Origin of the sequence: Sphingomonas sp. NFR04, from assembly GCF_900114095.1 — a bacterium.
Lineage (GTDB): Bacteria > Pseudomonadota > Alphaproteobacteria > Sphingomonadales > Sphingomonadaceae > Sphingomonas.
Genome location: NZ_FORV01000010.1, coordinates 69,864 through 86,272 on the forward strand (window position 1 = coordinate 69,864; position 16,409 = coordinate 86,272).

Below are 16,409 nucleotides of genomic sequence, written 5' to 3' on the forward strand. Positions count from 1 at the left end.
AGACGGGCCGTGTGGAGAGGCGCGACGATGAACCCTGCTGGCGCGAAGCCGCGTCTCTCGCTGTGGCGCATCCTGGAGATGAACCTGGGCTTCCTGGGCCTGCAGTTCAGCTTCGGGCTGCAGCAGGGCAACATGGCGCCGATCTATTCCTATCTCGGCGCTTCCGAAGCCTCGCTGCCGCTGCTCCAGCTGGCCGGGCCAATGACCGGGCTGCTCGTCCAGCCGCTGATCGGCGCGATGAGCGACCGCACCGACAGTCGCTGGGGCCGCCGCACCCCCTATTTCCTCGCCGGCGCGGTGCTGTGTTCGGCGGGGCTGTTCTGGATGCCGCTCAGCAGCTCGATCCTGATGGCGGTGTCGCTGCTCTGGCTGCTCGATGCCGGCAACAACATCACGATGGAGCCCTATCGCGCCTATGTGTCCGATCGGCTCGATCCCAGCCAGCACGGGCTCGGCTTTCTGACGCAGAGCGCGTTCACCGGCCTGGCGCAGATGCTCGCCTTTCTCACGCCGTCTCTGCTCGTCTGGGCGGGGATGAGCCAGGATTGGGTCGATGCGCACCATATTCCCTATACCGCGCGTATCGCGTTCATGGTCGGGGCGGTGCTGGCGCTGGGCACGATCCTATGGTCGGTGCTGCGCGTCCCAGAACTGCCGCTCACTCCGGCCGAGCGCGCCCATATCGCGGCCCAGCCCAAGTCGCTGGCCGCGGCGCTCGGGGAGATCGGCAGCGCCATCTGCGACATGCCGCTGGCGATGCGCAAGCTCGCGCTGATGAGCCTGTTCCAATGGTATGCGATGATGGCCTATTGGACCTATGTCATCCTCGCCGTCGCGCGTTCGGTCTATGGCACCGCAGACTCGACCGCGCCGGGTTTCCGCGCCGCAGTGCTGACCAATGGCGAGATCGCCGCCTTCTACAACGCCGTCGCGTTCGTCGCCGCCTTCGCGATGGTACCGATCGCCCGCCGGATCGGCGCGGCGCGGCTGCATGCCGCCTGCCTGGTCTGCGCCGGAATCGGCATGCTCTGGCTGCCGCAGGTGCAGGACAAGGCGCTGCTGTTCGTCCCCGCGATCGGCCTGGGGCTCGGCTGGGCGAGCATGATGGGCAATCCGTACGTGATCCTCGCCGGATCGATCCCGTCCGAGCGGACCGGGGTCTATATGGGCATATTCAACATGATGATCGTCATTCCGATGCTGTTGTTTTCGGTTACGCTGCCGTTCCTCTACGGGCCGCTGCTCGGCGGCGACGCGCGCAACGTGCTGCGCCTGTGCGGGCTGTTGCTGTTCTGCGCCGCACTCGCCGTGTGGACCGTGCGGGAGCGGAAGGCGGCATGAGCGCGACCGCCGAATGGACGCGCGCGGCGGTCGCCGGGATCGCCACGCAGGCGGGGGCGGCGCTGCCGCTGCTCGCGCCGGGCGGAGAATCTCCGGTGCCGGGCATGGACCTGTGGGACATGTGGCCGATCGCCGACGCCGATGGCCGCACCGTGCTGCGCGGCGGGCGCAGCTGGTGGTTCTTCCTCGCCGCGCCCCGGCTCGACGATCCCGAGGGGCGGCATGATATCGCCCGCATTCGCCTCACCAGCCATGGCGACGAAGGCTGGAGCGACCATGGCGATGCCTTCCCCGATGACTTCACGCCGGGGTCGCGCGAATGGTCCGGTTCGGCGGTGCTGGCGGCGGACGGGGCTACGCTGTTTCACTATTTCACGGCCGCCGGGCGTCGCGGCGAAGCGACCACCTATGAGCAGCGGCTGTTCGTCAGCCAGGGGCGGTTCGTCCTGAACGGCGAGACCCCGCGGCTCGAGGGCTGGACGCCGCCGCAGGAGATCGTCGCCGCCGATGGCGCGCTCTATACCGTCGCCAACGAGGCGACTGCCCCCGCGCATGGCATCCAGGGCTTCCGCGATCCCGGCTATTTTCGCGATCCCGCCGACGGCGCGGACTATGTCCTGTTCACGGCCAATGCCGCGTGGAGCGCAGCCCGGGTCAACGGCGTGATCGGTGTCGCGCGTCGCGAAGGCGAGGGCTGGCAGCTTCGGGCGCCGCTGCTCTCGGCGATCGAGGTCAACAGCGAGCTCGAGCGGCCGCACATCGTCGTCCGCGACGGCCTCTATTATCTGTTCTGGAGCACCCAGGCACGTCGCTTCGCCGAGGGGCTCGTCGCGCCGACGGGTCTGTACGCGATGGTGGCCGAGGGAATGGCGGGGCCATGGCGTCCGGTCAACGGCACCGGCCTAATCGCGGGCAACCCGCCCGAGGCGCCGACCCAGGCCTATTGCTGGTGGGTGACGGGGGAGGGCGAGGTGCTCAGCTTCGTCGACTATCCCGGCGTCGGCCCCGCCGACGCGGCGATGCTCGCCGATCCCGCCCAGCGCCGCCGTATCTTCGGCGGGGTGGCGGCGCCGTTCTTCCGCCTCGCCTTTGCCGGGGACCGGGTGACGATCGCGGCTTAGGCCGAGTCCCGCACCACCAGCTCGGGCGCCATCACCAGGGACGGCGCGTCCTGCCCGGCAATTCGCGCGAACAGCCGCTCGACCATCGCGCGGGCGCCGCGGGCGATGTCCTGCCGCACCGTGGTGAGGCGCGGCACCGTCTGCAGGCCGAGCGGCAGGTCGTCGTAGCCGATCACCGGCACGTCGCTGGGCACCGCCATGCCCTGGTCGGCGAGCACGCGCAGCGTCGTCATCGCGATCATGTCCGATCCGGCCGCGATGCCGTCGATGCGATCGAGATGGCGGGTGAGATGCGCCGCGATCTCGCGCTCCATCATCTCGGAGGCGAGATGGGTGTCGAACTGGAGCGGCACCGGCAGTCCCGCGGCGGCGGCCGCCGCGCACACCCCCTCGAAGCGCGCACGGATCTCGGGTGCGCGCAGTTCGCCGAGAAAGGCGATCCGCCGCACGCCGCGCGCGATCAGATGCTCGGCGGCGATGCGCCCGCCGGCGACATTTTCGGTGCCGACGGCGCAATGCACCTGCCCCGGCAGATTGCTGCCCCAGGCGACCAGCGGCCGGTACCGTGCCGCGACGCGCTCGATCGCCGCCATCTGGTCCGACTGGCCGATCAGCAGCACCCCGTCGAGCATGCCGGAATCGACGATCCGCTCCAGCCAGTCCGCGGCATCGGGAATCACGCGGGAGAGCATCACGTCATAGCCATTTTCGGTCAGTGCATCGGCGAGATGGCCGAGAATGGTCATGAAGAACGGATCGGAGAGATGCTGGCGGCGCTCATGCCCCAGTGGCACGACGACGCCGATCACGCCGGTTTTCTGCGTGCGGAGCCGTCGCGCCATCTGGTTGACCCGGAAGTCGTGCGCCGCAGCGAGCGCCTGGATGCGCTGGCGCGTCTCGGGGTTGACCAGGCTGCTCCCCGCCAGCGCGCGCGACACGGTGCCGGTCGAAACGCCGGCGAGGCGGGCAATATCGGCGAGCGTGCGGGCCGGCCGATCGGAGGGCGGTGCGTCTTGGCTCACGCCGCACGGTGTGACCGGATTGGCGGAAAACCGCAAGATAGTGCCGCTCCGGACAAATACGGGTATTGCTGCAATCGATTGCAGTGGAGGATATGCAGCCTTGTGAAGGGCTCCCGCAAAGGAGGGCCCGGAACAGGGAGAGAGGCTCATGGCCATGTCTGTGCGCGCGAACCACGCGCCGAGGCTGCTGCTGATCGGCAGCATGCTCGCAATCCCCGGCGCACCCGCGTTCGCGCAGGAGGCGAACCCGCCGCAGGAGGCGGAAGCATCCAACTATACCGAGATCGTCGTGACTGCGGTGGCGCGCGGGCGCGATCGGCTCGACACTGCGATCTCGACCAGCTCGCTCAAGGCCGACGACATCCAGAAGGCGGCGCCGCGCTCGGTGGCGGAGATCTTCCGCAGCCTGCCCGGCATCCGTTCCGAAAGCTCGGGCGGCGAGGGCAATGCCAATATCTCGATCCGCGGCCTGCCGATCGCCTCGGGCGGCGCCAAGTTCCTGCAGCTGCAGGAAGACGGGCTGCCGGTGCTCGAATTCGGCGACATCACCTTCGGCAATGCGGACATCTTCCTGCGCGCCGACCTCAATCTGGCGCAGGTGGAATCGATCCGCGGCGGCTCGGCCTCGACCTTCGCGTCGAACTCGCCGGGCGGCGTGATCAACATGATCTCGAAGACCGGCGAGACCGAGGGCGGCGCGGTGCAGGCGAGCACGGGGCTCGACTATAAGGACTATCGCCTCGACTTCGACTATGGCGCGAAGCTGAGCGACTCCTTACGCTTCCACATGGGCGGCTTCTATCGCCAGGGCACGGGCCCGCGCCGCATCGGCTATGACGGCAACAAGGGCGGCCAGTTCAAGTTCAACGTCACCAAGGACTTCGAGGGCGGCCATATCCGCCTCTACGGCAAGTTCCTCGACGACCGCGCGGTGGGCTATCTGCCGATGCCGGTGCGGGTGACCGGCACCAACGCCAGTCCGAGCTACCAGGACCTGCCCAATTTCCGCGCCAATCGCGACCAGCTGCTGGCCCCCAACTTCACGCGCAACGTGACGCTGGACGGCAACAACAATCTGGCCACCGACGATGTCCGCGACGGCCAGCACCCGCTGGTCAAGTCGATCGGCTTCGAGGCGGAGACGACGCTCGCCGGCTGGGTGATCACCGATCGCTTCCGCTATTCGGATATCTCCGGCCGCTTCATCGCCAACTTCCCGGCGGCGGTGGACAGCGCGAGCACCATCGCCACGTCGATGGGCGGGGCAGGGGCAACGCTCGCTTATGCCAGCGGCCCGAACGCCGGCAAGGCGATCACCAACCTCGCCGGACTCAACGGCAACGGCCTGCTCGCGCAGATCGTGGTGTTCGATACCAAGCTCAACAGCCTCGACAACATCACCAACGATCTGCGCGCGAGCCGCGCGTTCGACGTGGGCACCGGCAAGCTCACCGCCACCGCCGGCTTCTACAAGTCGCGCCAGACGATCGACACGGACTGGTTGTGGACCTCGATCCTCACCGATGTGCGCGGGGGCGGCGATGCGGCGCTGGTCAATGTGCGCCGCGCGAACGGCACGGCGGTGACCCAGGACGGCTTCTACGGCTATAGCGCCGCCTATTTCGGCGGGTGCTGCCGGCGCAGCTACAATGTCGACTATAACGTCAACGCGCCCTTCGCCTCGCTCAACTATCAGGTGGGCAGGGTCTCGATCGGCGGCAGCGTGCGCTACGACTTCGGCGATGCGAGCGGCTCGATCGCCGGTGCCGATCTCGGCGGCGGCCGGGTGGGCACCACCAGCCGCGACATCAACGGCGACGGCGTGATCTCCGATGCCGAGACCCGCGTCGCGGTAATCCCGCTGACCAGCCCGGCACCGGTCAACTACAGCTATCATTATTGGAGCTATTCGACCGGCATCAATTACCGCTTTGTCGATTACATGTCGGTGTTCGCCCGCTACAGCCGCGGCGGCCGCGCCAACGCCGATCGCCTGCTGTTCGGCCCGGCGGTGAGCACCACCGACGGCCATCTGGTGAGCGCGGCGGCAGCGGTAGACTTCGTCAACCAGGCGGAACTGGGCGTGAAGTATCGCGAAGGCCCGCTGACGCTCAACCTCACTGGCTTCTGGGCGCGCACCGAGGAGCAGAATTACGAGGCGACGCGGCAGGTGTTCATCGATCGCACCTATCGCGCCTATGGCCTCGAATTCGACGGTTCGGTGCGGCAAGGGCCGTTCAGCCTGACCGCGGGGGCGACCTGGACGCACTCCCGGATCGTCGCCGATGCGCTCAATCCGGCCTCAGTCGGCAACACCCCGCGGCGCCAAGCGAGCCTGATCTTCCAGGCGACGCCCCAGGTGGAGCTGGGCCGCGCCTCGATCGGCGCAAACGTGATCGGCACGACGAGCAGCTATGCGCAGGACAACAACCAGCTCAAGCTGCCGGGCTATACCCAGGTCAACGCCTTCGGCCAGTTCCGGCCGATCCCCAAGCTGCTGGTGTCGCTGAACGCCAACAACCTGTTCAACGTCCGCGGCTTCACCGAGGCGGAGGAGGGCGCGATCCCGGCCAACGGCATCGTCCGGGCGCGCTCGATCAACGGCCGCACGATCAGCACCTCGGTGCGGATCGACTTCTGACCCCCTGATCCTCCCCCGCCAGGGGGAGGTGGCCCGCGCCAGCGGGTCGGAGGGGGAGGACGCACGCCGCTCGCGAGCTTCTGGAATCCTCCCCCTCCGTCACCTTCGGTGACACCTCCCCCTGGCGGGGGAGGATTTTAAAGGCTTACCAGATCCGCACGCGATCCGCGGGCGCGACATATTGCTTCTGGCTGGGATCGATCTTCCACGCCGCATACCAGGCATCAACATTGCGCAGCGGGTTCACCGCGCGGATCTGCCCCGGCGAGTGCGGATCGCTGACCAGCTGCTGGCGCAGCGCCTCGTTGCGGAACAGCGTGCGCCATACCTGGCCCCAGCCGAGGAAGAAGCGCTGGTCGCCGGTGAAGCCGTCGAGCACCGGCGCCGGCTTGCCGCCAAGCGAAGCATGATAGGCGTCGAGCGCGATCATCACGCCGCCCAGATCGCCGATATTCTCGCCCATCGAGGCGCGGCCGTTGATGTGGAGACCGGGCAGCCCCTCGAAGCTGTATGCCTCATATTGCGCACCCAGACGCACCGCCTGCGCCTCGAACTTGGTCGCGTCCTCGGCGGTCCACCAGTCGCGCAGCACGCCGTTGCCGTCGGACTTGCGGCCCTGGTCGTCGAAGCCGTGGCTGATCTCGTGGCCGATCACCCCGCCGATGCCGCCGTAATTGACCGCGTCGTCGGCCTTGGGATCGAAGAAGGGCGGCTGCAGGATCGCCGCCGGGAACACGATCTCGTTCTTGACCGAGTTGTAATAGGCGTTGACCGTCTGCGGCGTCATGCCCCACTCGGCCTTGTCGACCGGGCCGCCCAGCCGGTTGCGGCGATAGTCCCATTCGAACTTGCTCGCGCGCTCGGCATTGCCGACCAAGTCGCCGGGACGGACCTCCAGCGCGGTGTAATCACGCCACTTGCTCGGATAGCCGACCTTGACGGTGAAGCCCTGCAGCTTGGCGAGCGCCTGCTCCTTGGTCGCCGGGCTCATCCAGGCGAGGTTCTTGATGCGGCCGGCGAGCGCGACGCGCAGATTGCCGACCAGCACGTCCATCTTGGCCTTGCTCTCGGGCGGGAAGTAGAGCGCGACATAGTCGCGGCCGACGCCCTCGCCGATCGCCCGCTCGGTGAAGGAGACCGCCCGCTTCCAGCGGTCGCGCTCCTTGGGCTGACCGTTGAGGAAGCGCGAGCGGAAGTCGAACTGTGCATCGGCGAAGCGCTTCGACAGCAGCGGCGAAATGTCGTCGGCGATGCGGAAGGCCTGCCAGGCCTTGAGCGTCTCCAGATCGGTATCGGCGAAGACCAGCGCGATCTTCGGCACGGCGCTGTTCTGCGCGACGATTACCCGGCTCGCCTTGGTGAGCCCAGCTGCCTGCCAGAACGGATCCCAGGCGAAGCCCGGCGCCTGCGCCTTGAGCTCGGCGACGGTGACGGGGTTGTAGGTCTTGTCGCGGTCGCGGCTCTGCGCGCGGGTCCAGTGCGCCTCGGCAATGCGCGTCTCCATCGCGACGACCTTGTCGGCGGCGGCCGCCGCATCGGGCCAGCCCGCCATGCCGAGCAGCTGCGCGACATATTGGCGGTAGCGGGCGACTTGCGGTGCGAACTTGGGATCGAGATAGAGGTCGCGGTCGCCCAGGCCCAGGCCGCCCTGGCGCAGGTACAGCGCGTAGGTGTCAGGCTGCTTGGCGTCGTCGCTCACGCCGACGCCGAAGAAGCTGGCGCCGAACCCGCCCATCGAGGCGCCCATCTCAGCGGCCAGGGCTGCCTTGGTCTTGGCCGCCTGGATCGGCGCGAGGCGCTGGGTGAGCGGCTGGGCATCGAGCTTCTCGATCGCGGCTTCGTCCATATAGCCGCGATACAGGGTCGCGGCCTTGCGGCGATCGGGGTTGGCGGTGTCGGTCGGGCTATAGCCCTCGATCAGCCCGCGCAGCCGCATCTCGGACAGGTCGCGCAGCACGATGAACGCGCCGAAGGAGGAGCGATCGTCGGGGATCTTGGTGCGATCGGTCCAGGCGCCGTTGACGAAGCGGTACCAGTCGTCGCCGGGCTTTACGCTGCGGTCCATGCCCGAAAGGTCGACGCCCCAGCTGCCATAGCGGGTCGCCTCGGCGCTCGGGGCGGCGGGGGCGGTCTGCTGGGGCTTGCGGCTGAGCGCGGGGGCGGCGAGCGCCACGATCGACAGGGTAGAGGCAAGGAGGACGTGCTTCAGCGCCAAGGAAAGTCTCCAAATCAGTCGGTTAGCCGACAATCGACGCCAGTCTACACGGTGGAAGGCGGCTGGCAATCTGTCGTCGGAAATTGGCGGTTGAGCGCATCGGGCGGGCGGCGGTAGAGCGTGCGGCCATGCAGACGTCGCCCGAACTTGCCATCCGTACGACCCGCGCCGCCTTCAACCGCGCGCTGGCTGCGGCCGATCTCGCCGCGATCGGGCCGCTGCTCGCGCCCGATGTCGTGCTGGTCGCGGGCACCGACAGCGCGGTGCTCCAGGGCCGCAAGGCGCAGCTCCAGGCGTGGAAGCGCGAGTTCGCCGCCCGCGAGCGGAGCGTGTACAGCCGGATACCCGAGACGGTGGTCGTCTCGCCCGTCGCCCCGATCGCGTTCGAGCATGGCCAGTGGCGGGGCGTCTCGGCGGCGGATGGCGCGGTTCAGGCGCGCGGCAGCTACACCGCCAAGTGGCGCGAAATCGGCGGTGCCTGGGTAATCGAGGCCGAGCTCTACCTCACGCTCGGCTGACCACTTAGCGGCAGCCGAGACCCGTCAGCGTCGCCGCGACCGCCTCGACCAGCGGCGTGCGCGGCTCGGCACCCAGCGTCTCGACCAGCCGCGTGTTCCGCAGGCGAATCGGCTGCTGCCACAGATAGCGCATCTCCATCAGCTCGCGCGGCGTGGTCATGGCGAGCGCGGCGAGGCGGAGTTGCCACCAGGGCAGGGGGCGGATCGGCACCGCCGGATCGCCGAGCACCCGCGCAATCGTCTCCGCCATCTGCCGGCCGTTGGCATCCCAATGCCCGTCCATGTGGAAGCGGGCGAAGGCAGGGAGAGCGGGCCGGTCGAGCAGCTGCGCCATCGTCTCCGCGACGTCGGGCAGATAGGCCCATTGATGGCCTATGCCGCGCTTGCCGGGCGTGCGGATCACCCGGGGGCGGGCACCTGGGGTCACCATCGCCTGGCCGAACCAGTTGTTTGCGGCACCCGGCCCGAAATAATCGCCGGCGCGGACGATCAGCACCTTGGCAGGCCCTTGTTGCGCGGCATCGCGGAGCCGTTCCTCCATCGCGACCCGTATCGCGCCCTTGCGCGTGCGAGGATGCTGCGGCGCGTCTTCATCGATCTCTCGGAAGGCGTCGGGCCCATAGTTGTAGACCGTACCCGGCAACACGATCCGGGCGCCGCTCGCCTGCGCGGCGGCGATGCTGTTGTCGATCATCGGCAGCACCAGATCTGCCCAGTTGCGATAGCCGGGCGGGTTCACCGCATGGACGATCACCTCCGCGTCCCGTGCCGCCGCCAGCACCGCAGCGGGATCCATGGCGTCGCCCAGGATCTGCTCGCAGCCTTCGAGCAGCGGGGAGGCGCGGCGGGCCAGCGCCTTTACCCGCCAGCCGCCGGCCAGCAGCCGTTGCCGCATCGCGCCGCCGATGCCGCCGGTCGCGCCCAGGATCAGTGCCGTTCTCTTGGTCATGTGTGCCTCCACGTCTGATGGAGACCGTTTCGCCCTTCAGGGCCAAAACGAAAATTGCTTAACGTCGGCTAGCCGTTATACGAAAATAGATGAACTCCGAACCGAGCTGGGACGTCTATCGCAGCTTTGCCGCAGTGCTGCGCAGCGGGTCGCTCTCGGCCGCGGCGCGGGCATTGGGCATGACGCAGCCGAGCATCGCCCGCCATATCGACACCCTCGAGGCGGCGACCGGCGGCGCGCTCTTCGTGCGCTCGCAGCGCGGGCTGTCGCCCACCGATCGGGCGCTGGCTCTCCAGCCGCATGCCGAGGCGCTGGTGGCGGCGGCTGCAGCGCTCCAACGGACCGCGCAGGGCCGCCCGGACCAGCCCGAGGGCGTCGTGCGGATCAGCGCCAGCCAAGCGGTGGGCGTGCTCCACCTTCCCGCCATCCTTGCGCGCCTGCGCCAGACCTATCCGGGGTTGGTTTTCGAGCTGTCGCTTTCCGACGCCGTGGACGATCTGCTCCAGCGCCGCGCCGATATCGCCGTGCGGATGACCGAACCTGCACAGCAGGCGCTGGTGGCGCGGCCCGTCGGCACGCTGCAGCTCGGATTCCATGCCCATCGCGATTATCTCGCTCGGCGGGGCACACCCGCTGACATGGCCGATCTGCATACGCACGACCTGATCGGCTTCGATACCGAAACGCCCTTCATCCGCGCGGCGATGCGTCATTTGCCGGGGTTCGACCGATCCGCCTTCGCGCTGCGCGTGGACAACGATGCCGCCCAGTTCGAGGCGATCCGCGCCGGGTTCGGTATCGGCATCTGCCAGACCGTGGCCGCGCGGCGCGACCCCGCGCTGCGCCACATCCTGCAGGACGCGTTCGCGCTGCCGTTGCGGATGTGGGTGGTGATGCACGAGGACCTCCGTCACGGCGCCCGCTACCGCGCGGTGTTCGATGCGCTGGCGGACGCGCTCGCTGCCATTGCCGAGCGCTGAGGAACGAAAGGCGGGCGGCGTCGGTTGACGTGATACCTCCGCCCTTGTGGGACGCGCCGCCGTCCGGGAGACGCCCCATGCCCAGTTCCCGTTCCTTCTTCGAACGACGCGCCCAGGAAGAGCGCGCCCGCGCCGCATCGTGCGGTAACCCCGTGGTCGCGGCCGCCTTCCGCAGGCGGGCAGAGGCGTTCCAGCACCGCGCCAACGCCCAGTTCGAGGACGTACTCGACCTGCGCTAGCGCGCGGCACGCATCGCGTTTGGGGCCGCCAATCTTTTCTTTCCTGCATTCCTAGCCGGAAGATGGGAAATCGCGCGCTGACAAGAACGAGATCAAGGGGTTGACCATGCGTACCTTCCGCCGCGCGCTGCTGATTGCAGCCTCCACCGCCGCACTGGCCTCCGGCACCGCACAGGCGCAGCAGACCAGTGCGGAGCCGGCGCAGGCCGACGCCCCGGTGGCCGGCGGCGGCGACGAGATCGTCGTCACCGGTACGCGGACGCAGGGGCGCTCGCGGCTCGATACCGCCTCACCGGTCGACGTGCTGAGCAGCGAGGCACTCGGCCGCCAGGGTACCACCGAGCTCGGCGCCGCCGTCGCCGCGGTCGCGCCGTCGATCGATTTCCCGCGTCCCGCCGCCACCGATGGCACCGACGCGATCCGCCCGGCGACGCTGCGCGGCCTTTCCCCGGATCAGGTGCTGGTGCTGGTCAACGGCGTGCGGGTGAACAGCTCGGCGCTGCTCAACATCAACGGCTCGGTCGGGCGCGGCTCGGCGGCGGTCGACCTCAACACCATCCCGACCGCGGCGCTCGAGCGGATCGAAGTGCTGCGCGACGGCGCCTCGGCGCAATATGGCTCGGACGCGATCGCCGGCGTGATCAACCTGCGGCTGCGCGAGGCCCGCTCGGGTGGCGCTGCCTCGGCGACCTACGGCATCTATCGCACCGATATCGATACCGCGCGGGGTAGCCGCTCCACCACCGGCGAGCCGGCCTTCACCGCCTCCGTCTGGCAGGGTTTCGGGCTTGGCGACGACGGCTTCGTCACGGTCACCGGCGAATATGTGAACCGCCAGGCGACCAACCGCGCGGACTTCGATCCCCGCGTCACGCCCACCCGCGTCACCGGCCGCTTCGGCGATCCGCAGGTCGAGCAGTACACCGGCACGGTCAACGCCGGGAAGGGCATCGGCGGCGGCTGGAGCCTCTATGGCTGGAGCAGCTATCAGGATCGCGACACCCGCAGCGCCGCCTTCCCGCGGCTGGCCAGCGCCACCACCGCGCTGGCAGGGTACCCGGACGGCTTCCTGCCAATCATCAACACCAAGTCGACCAACGCCGTCGGCGCGGTGGGGGTGAAGGGCGATCTCGGCGACTGGGGCGTCGATCTGCATGCCGGCTATGGCCGCAACAAGATCGCCTATCGCACCCGCAATTCGGCCAACTATGCCTATGGTGCGGCGACGCCAAAGAATTTCTATGACGGCGCGCTGATCTTCGATCAGTGGGTCGCGGGGCTCGACGTGCGACGCAAGTTCGACGTGCTGCAGTCGCTGAACCTCGCCTTCGGTGCCGAAGCGCGGCGCGAGGGCTACAAGATCACGCCGGGCGAGGCCGCCTCCTATGATGCACCCGCCACCGGTGCGGTTGCCGGCGCGTCGCCGGGCGCGCAGGGCTTTGGCGGCTTCGCGCCGGTCAACGCCATCGAGCGGTCGCGGCGCAGCGTCTCGGGCTATCTCGACCTCGAGGCGCAGGTCACCCAGGCGTTCCTCGTCGACGTGGCGGTACGCGGCGAGCATTATTCGGACTTCGGCGACACCGTCAACGGCAAGCTTTCGGCACGCTACGACGTGGCGCCCTGGTTCGCGCTGCGCGGCACCGTCTCCACCGGCTTCCGCGCGCCGAGCCTGCAGCAGCAATATTTCACCTCGGTCGCGCAGGTCGTCCAGAACGGCACGCCGATCCTCACCGGCACCTTCCCATCGACCGCGCCGGTGGCGGCAGCGCTGGGCGGGCGCGCGCTTCGGCCGGAGAAGTCGACCAACCTTTCGGTCGGCACGGTGATCCGTGCCGGCGGCTTCGACCTCAGCGTCGACGCCTATGAGATCCGGCTGCGCGACCAGCTCGGCCTGTCCGAGAACATCCAGGCGAGCTTCAGCCCGCAGGTCGCGGCGATCCTCGCGCCCTTCAACGTGCCGTCGGCGCGCTTCTTCATCAACGGCCTGCGCTCGCGCACCCGCGGCATCGACGCGGTGGCGCATTACCGGCTGGGCAACGCCGCCGATCCGGCGGGATCGTTCGACTTCACGCTGGCCGGCAACGTCAACGAGATCGTGGTGACTCGCGTGCCGACCAATACCGCGACGGTGAACCCGGCGCCGGTGCTGTTCGCGCGCAGCCGCGTGCTGACGATCGAGCAGGGCACTCCCGGCGAGAAGGTGACCGGCACGATCGACTGGGCGAAGGGTCCGGTGGGCCTCACGCTGCGCGGCACCTATTATGGCGATGTCAACCAGCCGGGGACCACGCCGGCGGCGGACATCCACACCGGCCAGCATCTGATCAGCGACCTCGAGCTGCGCTACCAGCCGCGCAAGGGCGCCCAGATCGCGCTGGGCGCGAGCAACCTGTTCGACGTCTATCCCGACCGGACGATCCCGGCGAACAACTCGACCGGCGTGGTGGGCTTTCCCTATTATTCGCCGTTCGGGTTCAACGGCCGCTATCTCTACGCCCGGCTCGGCGTGAACTGGTAAGCCGGGCGGCGGCGGACAACGGGAGTCCGCCGCCGCAGCTTCAGTCGAGATTTTACATAAGAAGTATTATCGACTTTCTTCGGGCGCAGTGATGCGGCCGGACAGATTCGCCGAGGCCGTCATCACTTAGCGCGCACTCGTGCGACTTGACGATTAAATCTATATATGTCGTATATAACCGATGTCGCGGGCTCTTTGCCCTTCTCCACAAATGCTGATGCTGCTGGCGGCGCTCGTCGACCGGGCACACCAGTGATGGCACGGCTATGAGCTGATGAAGGCGACTGGCCTGCTGCCGACACTTGTCCTCGCGCTCGAGCTTGCCGCCGTGACGGTGCTCGCGCGGTGGCATGCGGCGCCCGACCTTTTTCTGACCCCCGATTTCCGGGAGCGGTGCATGACCAAGGTGAAAGCGGCATGGTCGAATGGGCGGGCACGATCCTTGGCGATTGTTGCCATGGTCCTGCTGACGGCGTGCCCGACGCGCGCGCAGACGCAGGACCGGACGCTCGGCGTTAGCGAGTGGGCGATATGGGGAGCGTCCTACAGCCGCCAGCGAGATACTGCCGTGCCCGGGCAAGGAATCGTCGTCCTGCAGCCCGACCCGCACGCGACGGCAGCTTGGTCGAGCGGGGCCACCATGCCGGTCCCCGACGCGATTGCTGCTGGAGAGCATGTGACCGCGGTGTTCTGGGCCCGTGCGGCGCGACCGCTTCGCTTGACCATCGCGCTGCAGGGCGGCGCACCGGCCTATGCCCGATTTGGAACCGCCGAGCTACGCTTGACGACAGGCTGGCAGCCCGTCTCGGTGCGCGGCACGGCGCCGACGGCGTTCGCCGCCAAGTCCCAATCCCTGTCGGTACCGCTGGGAGACAGCGGCGCGGTCGTCGAACTGGGGCCGGTCGCCTTCTTGCGCGGCATGCCGAGCAAGGCCGACGTCGCGCACGCCTTCGCCGCCTTCCGCCCCTCCGAGGTGACGACAGACGAGCGCATCGCCTCCGAGCCGGGCGTTGCGTTGGCGGGCACGCTCCACCTGCCCCTGGGGGTCGGTCATGCGCCCTACCCGCTCGCAATCGTGATTCAGGGGCACGGGCCCAATGGCCGCGGCGGGTACACGGACATCATCCGCCGCCTGACGGCGCACGGCATCGCGGCGCTGGAATATGACAAGCGCGGCGTGGGCCAATCGACCGGCATCTACAAGGAGGACGTCGAAAGGCTGACCGCGGACGCGCGGGCGGCGGTGGCGACGATGCGTCGCAATCCGGCGATCGACGGCCGCCGTATCGCGCTGGTTGGCCATAGCCAGGGCGGTGTGATCGCGCCTGCCGTGGCCGCGGCGGACCCGACGATCGCGGCGGTGGTCACGCTCGCGGGCTCGGTCGGCGACGGCCTGTCCTATCTCCGCCAGGCGATGCTCAGCCAGATGCGCGCTGCCGGTCGACCGGAGGCGGAGGCGGTGCCTGCGGCGGACGCGGCACTGGCGCTGCTCCAGGCGCGGGTCGACCGCAAGGATGCGGCCACGATCGCGCAGCGCCGCGCCGAGGTGATCGCGCGGTTTGAGGCCGCGGGCTTTCCCCGGCCGCTGGCCGAAGGGGCGCTCGAAAGGATCGATACCGAGGAAGTCTGGCGGGCGGACAAGCTCCACTCCGCGTCCGATCTCAGGGCGCTGCAGATGCCGGTGCTCGCCGTCTTCGCCGAAAAGGATCCGCTGGTGGTGGCGTCGGTCGAAGCGGCGGACGCGCGCAAGGCGCTCGCCGCAAATCCGCGCGGGTCGGTGGTGGTGCTCGACGGGCTGAGCCACTGGTTCCAGGAAGGCGCGGTCACCGGCGGCGAGGAAGAAGTAGCCAGGCTGGGCCCCAATGCGGGGTCGCCCCGGCTGGTGGCGCTGGTGGGGGATTGGCTCGATCGCGTACTCGGCGAGAAGCCGCAGGTCGCAGCGACCGCCCCGCCCCGCTAGTCGACTGCGCTTAGACGGTACAGGTGCGCACCGCCTGCGCGAGCGCTGTCAGCGGATCGCCGGTCGGCACGAACTCGTGCGCGAAATAGCCCTGGAAGCCGAGGTCGGCGATGCTCTTCGCCACCGCGTGCCAGTCGACCTCCTGGGTCCCGTCGAGATTGTGGCGGCCCGGCACCCCGCCGGTATGGAAATGGCCGATCCAGGGCAGGCTCTCGCGGATCGTGGCGATCAGGTCGCCCTCCATGATCTGCATATGGTAAATGTCGTAGAGCAGCTTCACCCGCGGCGAGCCGACTTCCTTGGCGACCTGCACGCCCCAAGCAGTGTGGTCGGCCATATAGTCGTGATGGTCGCGCTTGCTGTTGAGCAGCTCGACGCAGATCGTCACGCCGTGATCCTCGGCGATCGGCGCGAGCCGCTTGAGCCCGGCAATGGTATTCTCCGCCCCTTCGGCGTCGGACATGCCTTGGCGGTTGCCGGAAAAGGCGATCACGTTGGGCACGCCGGCCTTGGCCGCCTGCGGGATGCCGGTGCGGAACGCCTGCTCGAACGCGGCATGATGCTCGCGGCGGTTGAGGCCGTGCGCGATCGTCATGCTCGGGTCGGCATAGCCCATGGTGCAGCGCAGGCCGTAGCGGCGCGGCGTCTCATACTCGGCGGGTTCGAGCAGATCGATGCCCTGCAGGCCCATCTTCGCGGCGGCGGCACACAGCTTGTCGAGCGGGATATCCTGATAGCACCAGCGGCTCACCGACTGCTTGAGCCGCCCGGCCGGCGCCGAGCAGGCGGGCACGGCAGACACTGCCAAGGTCGCAAGAGAAGAAGCCATCAGTCCGCGCCGCGTGATCATCGCAATCCCTCTCCCTCTTGTGCGGCCGAGGATAGGCACTGCGTCGGATTTGTCA

Annotated in this window: 12 protein-coding genes; 8 read left to right on the forward strand and 4 right to left on the reverse strand. The window is 68.6% G+C overall.

Going from position 1 to position 16,409, the window contains the following annotated elements; all coding sequences use genetic code 11:
• Positions 1–27 precede the first annotated feature (27 nt).
• Together BM009_RS21230 and BM009_RS21235 are read left to right on the forward strand one after the other, a co-directional pair.
• Entirely contained in the window at positions 28–1,341 is a 1,314-nt protein-coding gene (locus BM009_RS21230; RefSeq protein WP_254772402.1) for an MFS transporter, read from the forward strand.
• Positions 1,338–2,462: a glycoside hydrolase family 68 protein gene (locus tag BM009_RS21235; protein WP_093299424.1), complete on the forward strand. Its 1,125-nt coding sequence runs from the start codon at positions 1,338–1,340 to the stop codon at positions 2,460–2,462. The genes BM009_RS21230 and BM009_RS21235 overlap by 4 nt, the downstream gene beginning before the upstream one ends.
• On the opposite strand, the gene BM009_RS21240 is transcribed toward BM009_RS21235, so the two are convergent.
• Positions 2,459–3,484, reverse strand: a complete 1,026-nt coding sequence (locus BM009_RS21240) for a LacI family DNA-binding transcriptional regulator (protein ID WP_175488162.1) — start codon at positions 3,482–3,484, stop codon at positions 2,459–2,461. The genes BM009_RS21235 and BM009_RS21240 overlap by 4 nt on opposite strands.
• Positions 3,485–3,632: 148 nt before the next feature.
• Between BM009_RS21240 and BM009_RS21245 the strand changes: the two genes are divergently transcribed.
• Positions 3,633–6,125, forward strand: a complete 2,493-nt coding sequence (locus BM009_RS21245; protein WP_254772403.1) for a TonB-dependent receptor domain-containing protein — start codon at positions 3,633–3,635, stop codon at positions 6,123–6,125.
• 145 nt (positions 6,126–6,270) lie between these two features.
• Here the strand turns inward: BM009_RS21245 and BM009_RS21250 are convergent, their stop codons facing one another.
• Positions 6,271–8,340 carry a M13 family metallopeptidase gene (locus tag BM009_RS21250; RefSeq protein ID WP_093299431.1) on the reverse strand — a complete coding sequence of 690 codons (2,070 nt, stop codon included), beginning with the start codon at positions 8,338–8,340 and terminating at the stop codon, positions 6,271–6,273.
• Between the two features lie 128 nt (positions 8,341–8,468).
• Between BM009_RS21250 and BM009_RS21255 the strand changes: the two genes are divergently transcribed.
• Complete coding sequence (locus BM009_RS21255; RefSeq protein ID WP_093299435.1) at positions 8,469–8,858, forward strand: nuclear transport factor 2 family protein; 390 nt, start codon at positions 8,469–8,471, stop codon at positions 8,856–8,858.
• A gap of 4 nt (positions 8,859–8,862) precedes the next feature.
• Here the strand turns inward: BM009_RS21255 and BM009_RS21260 are convergent, their stop codons facing one another.
• Positions 8,863–9,807 (reverse strand): NAD-dependent epimerase/dehydratase family protein, encoded by a 945-nt coding sequence (locus BM009_RS21260; RefSeq protein ID WP_093299437.1) that lies wholly within the window; start codon positions 9,805–9,807, stop codon positions 8,863–8,865.
• Between the two features lie 89 nt (positions 9,808–9,896).
• On the opposite strand from BM009_RS21260, the gene BM009_RS21265 reads away from it, so the two are divergent.
• The 4 genes from BM009_RS21265 to BM009_RS21275 all read left to right on the forward strand — a co-directional run bounded on the left by BM009_RS21265 (position 9,897) and on the right by BM009_RS21275 (position 15,504).
• Positions 9,897–10,787, forward strand: coding sequence for a LysR family transcriptional regulator (locus BM009_RS21265; protein ID WP_093299440.1), 891 nt, complete (start codon positions 9,897–9,899; stop codon positions 10,785–10,787).
• A gap of 77 nt (positions 10,788–10,864) precedes the next feature.
• Positions 10,865–11,026, forward strand: a complete 162-nt coding sequence (locus BM009_RS22745; RefSeq protein ID WP_175488163.1) for a hypothetical protein — start codon at positions 10,865–10,867, stop codon at positions 11,024–11,026.
• 106 nt (positions 11,027–11,132) lie between these two features.
• Positions 11,133–13,544, forward strand: a complete 2,412-nt coding sequence (locus BM009_RS21270; RefSeq protein WP_093299442.1) for a TonB-dependent receptor plug domain-containing protein — start codon at positions 11,133–11,135, stop codon at positions 13,542–13,544.
• Between the two features lie 274 nt (positions 13,545–13,818).
• Complete coding sequence (locus tag BM009_RS21275) at positions 13,819–15,504, forward strand: alpha/beta hydrolase (protein WP_093299445.1); 1,686 nt, start codon at positions 13,819–13,821, stop codon at positions 15,502–15,504.
• A 10-nt stretch (positions 15,505–15,514) separates the two neighbouring features.
• Here the strand turns inward: BM009_RS21275 and BM009_RS21280 are convergent, their stop codons facing one another.
• Entirely contained in the window at positions 15,515–16,333 is an 819-nt protein-coding gene (locus tag BM009_RS21280) for a hydroxypyruvate isomerase family protein (protein WP_093299552.1), read from the reverse strand.
• Between the last annotated feature and the right edge of the window lie 76 nt (positions 16,334–16,409).

Bases quoted from the DNA above. Each gene is read 5' to 3' on its own strand.
- BM009_RS22745 (WP_175488163.1), top strand. From the start codon at position 10,865: ATGCCCAGTTCCCGTTCCTTCTTCGAACGACGCGCCCAGGAAGAGCGC.
- BM009_RS21270 (WP_093299442.1), top strand. From the start codon at position 11,133: ATGCGTACCTTCCGCCGCGCGCTGCTGATTGCAGCCTCCACCGCCGCA.
- BM009_RS21280 (WP_093299552.1), bottom strand. From the start codon at position 16,333: ATGGCTTCTTCTCTTGCGACCTTGGCAGTGTCTGCCGTGCCCGCCTGC.
- BM009_RS21255 (WP_093299435.1), top strand. From the start codon at position 8,469: ATGCAGACGTCGCCCGAACTTGCCATCCGTACGACCCGCGCCGCCTTC.
- BM009_RS21235 (WP_093299424.1), top strand. From the start codon at position 1,338: ATGAGCGCGACCGCCGAATGGACGCGCGCGGCGGTCGCCGGGATCGCC.
- BM009_RS21265 (WP_093299440.1), top strand. From the start codon at position 9,897: ATGAACTCCGAACCGAGCTGGGACGTCTATCGCAGCTTTGCCGCAGTG.
- BM009_RS21245 (WP_254772403.1), top strand. From the start codon at position 3,633: ATGGCCATGTCTGTGCGCGCGAACCACGCGCCGAGGCTGCTGCTGATC.
- BM009_RS21260 (WP_093299437.1), bottom strand. From the start codon at position 9,807: ATGACCAAGAGAACGGCACTGATCCTGGGCGCGACCGGCGGCATCGGC.
- BM009_RS21275 (WP_093299445.1), top strand. From the start codon at position 13,819: ATGAAGGCGACTGGCCTGCTGCCGACACTTGTCCTCGCGCTCGAGCTT.
- BM009_RS21230 (WP_254772402.1), top strand. From the start codon at position 28: ATGAACCCTGCTGGCGCGAAGCCGCGTCTCTCGCTGTGGCGCATCCTG.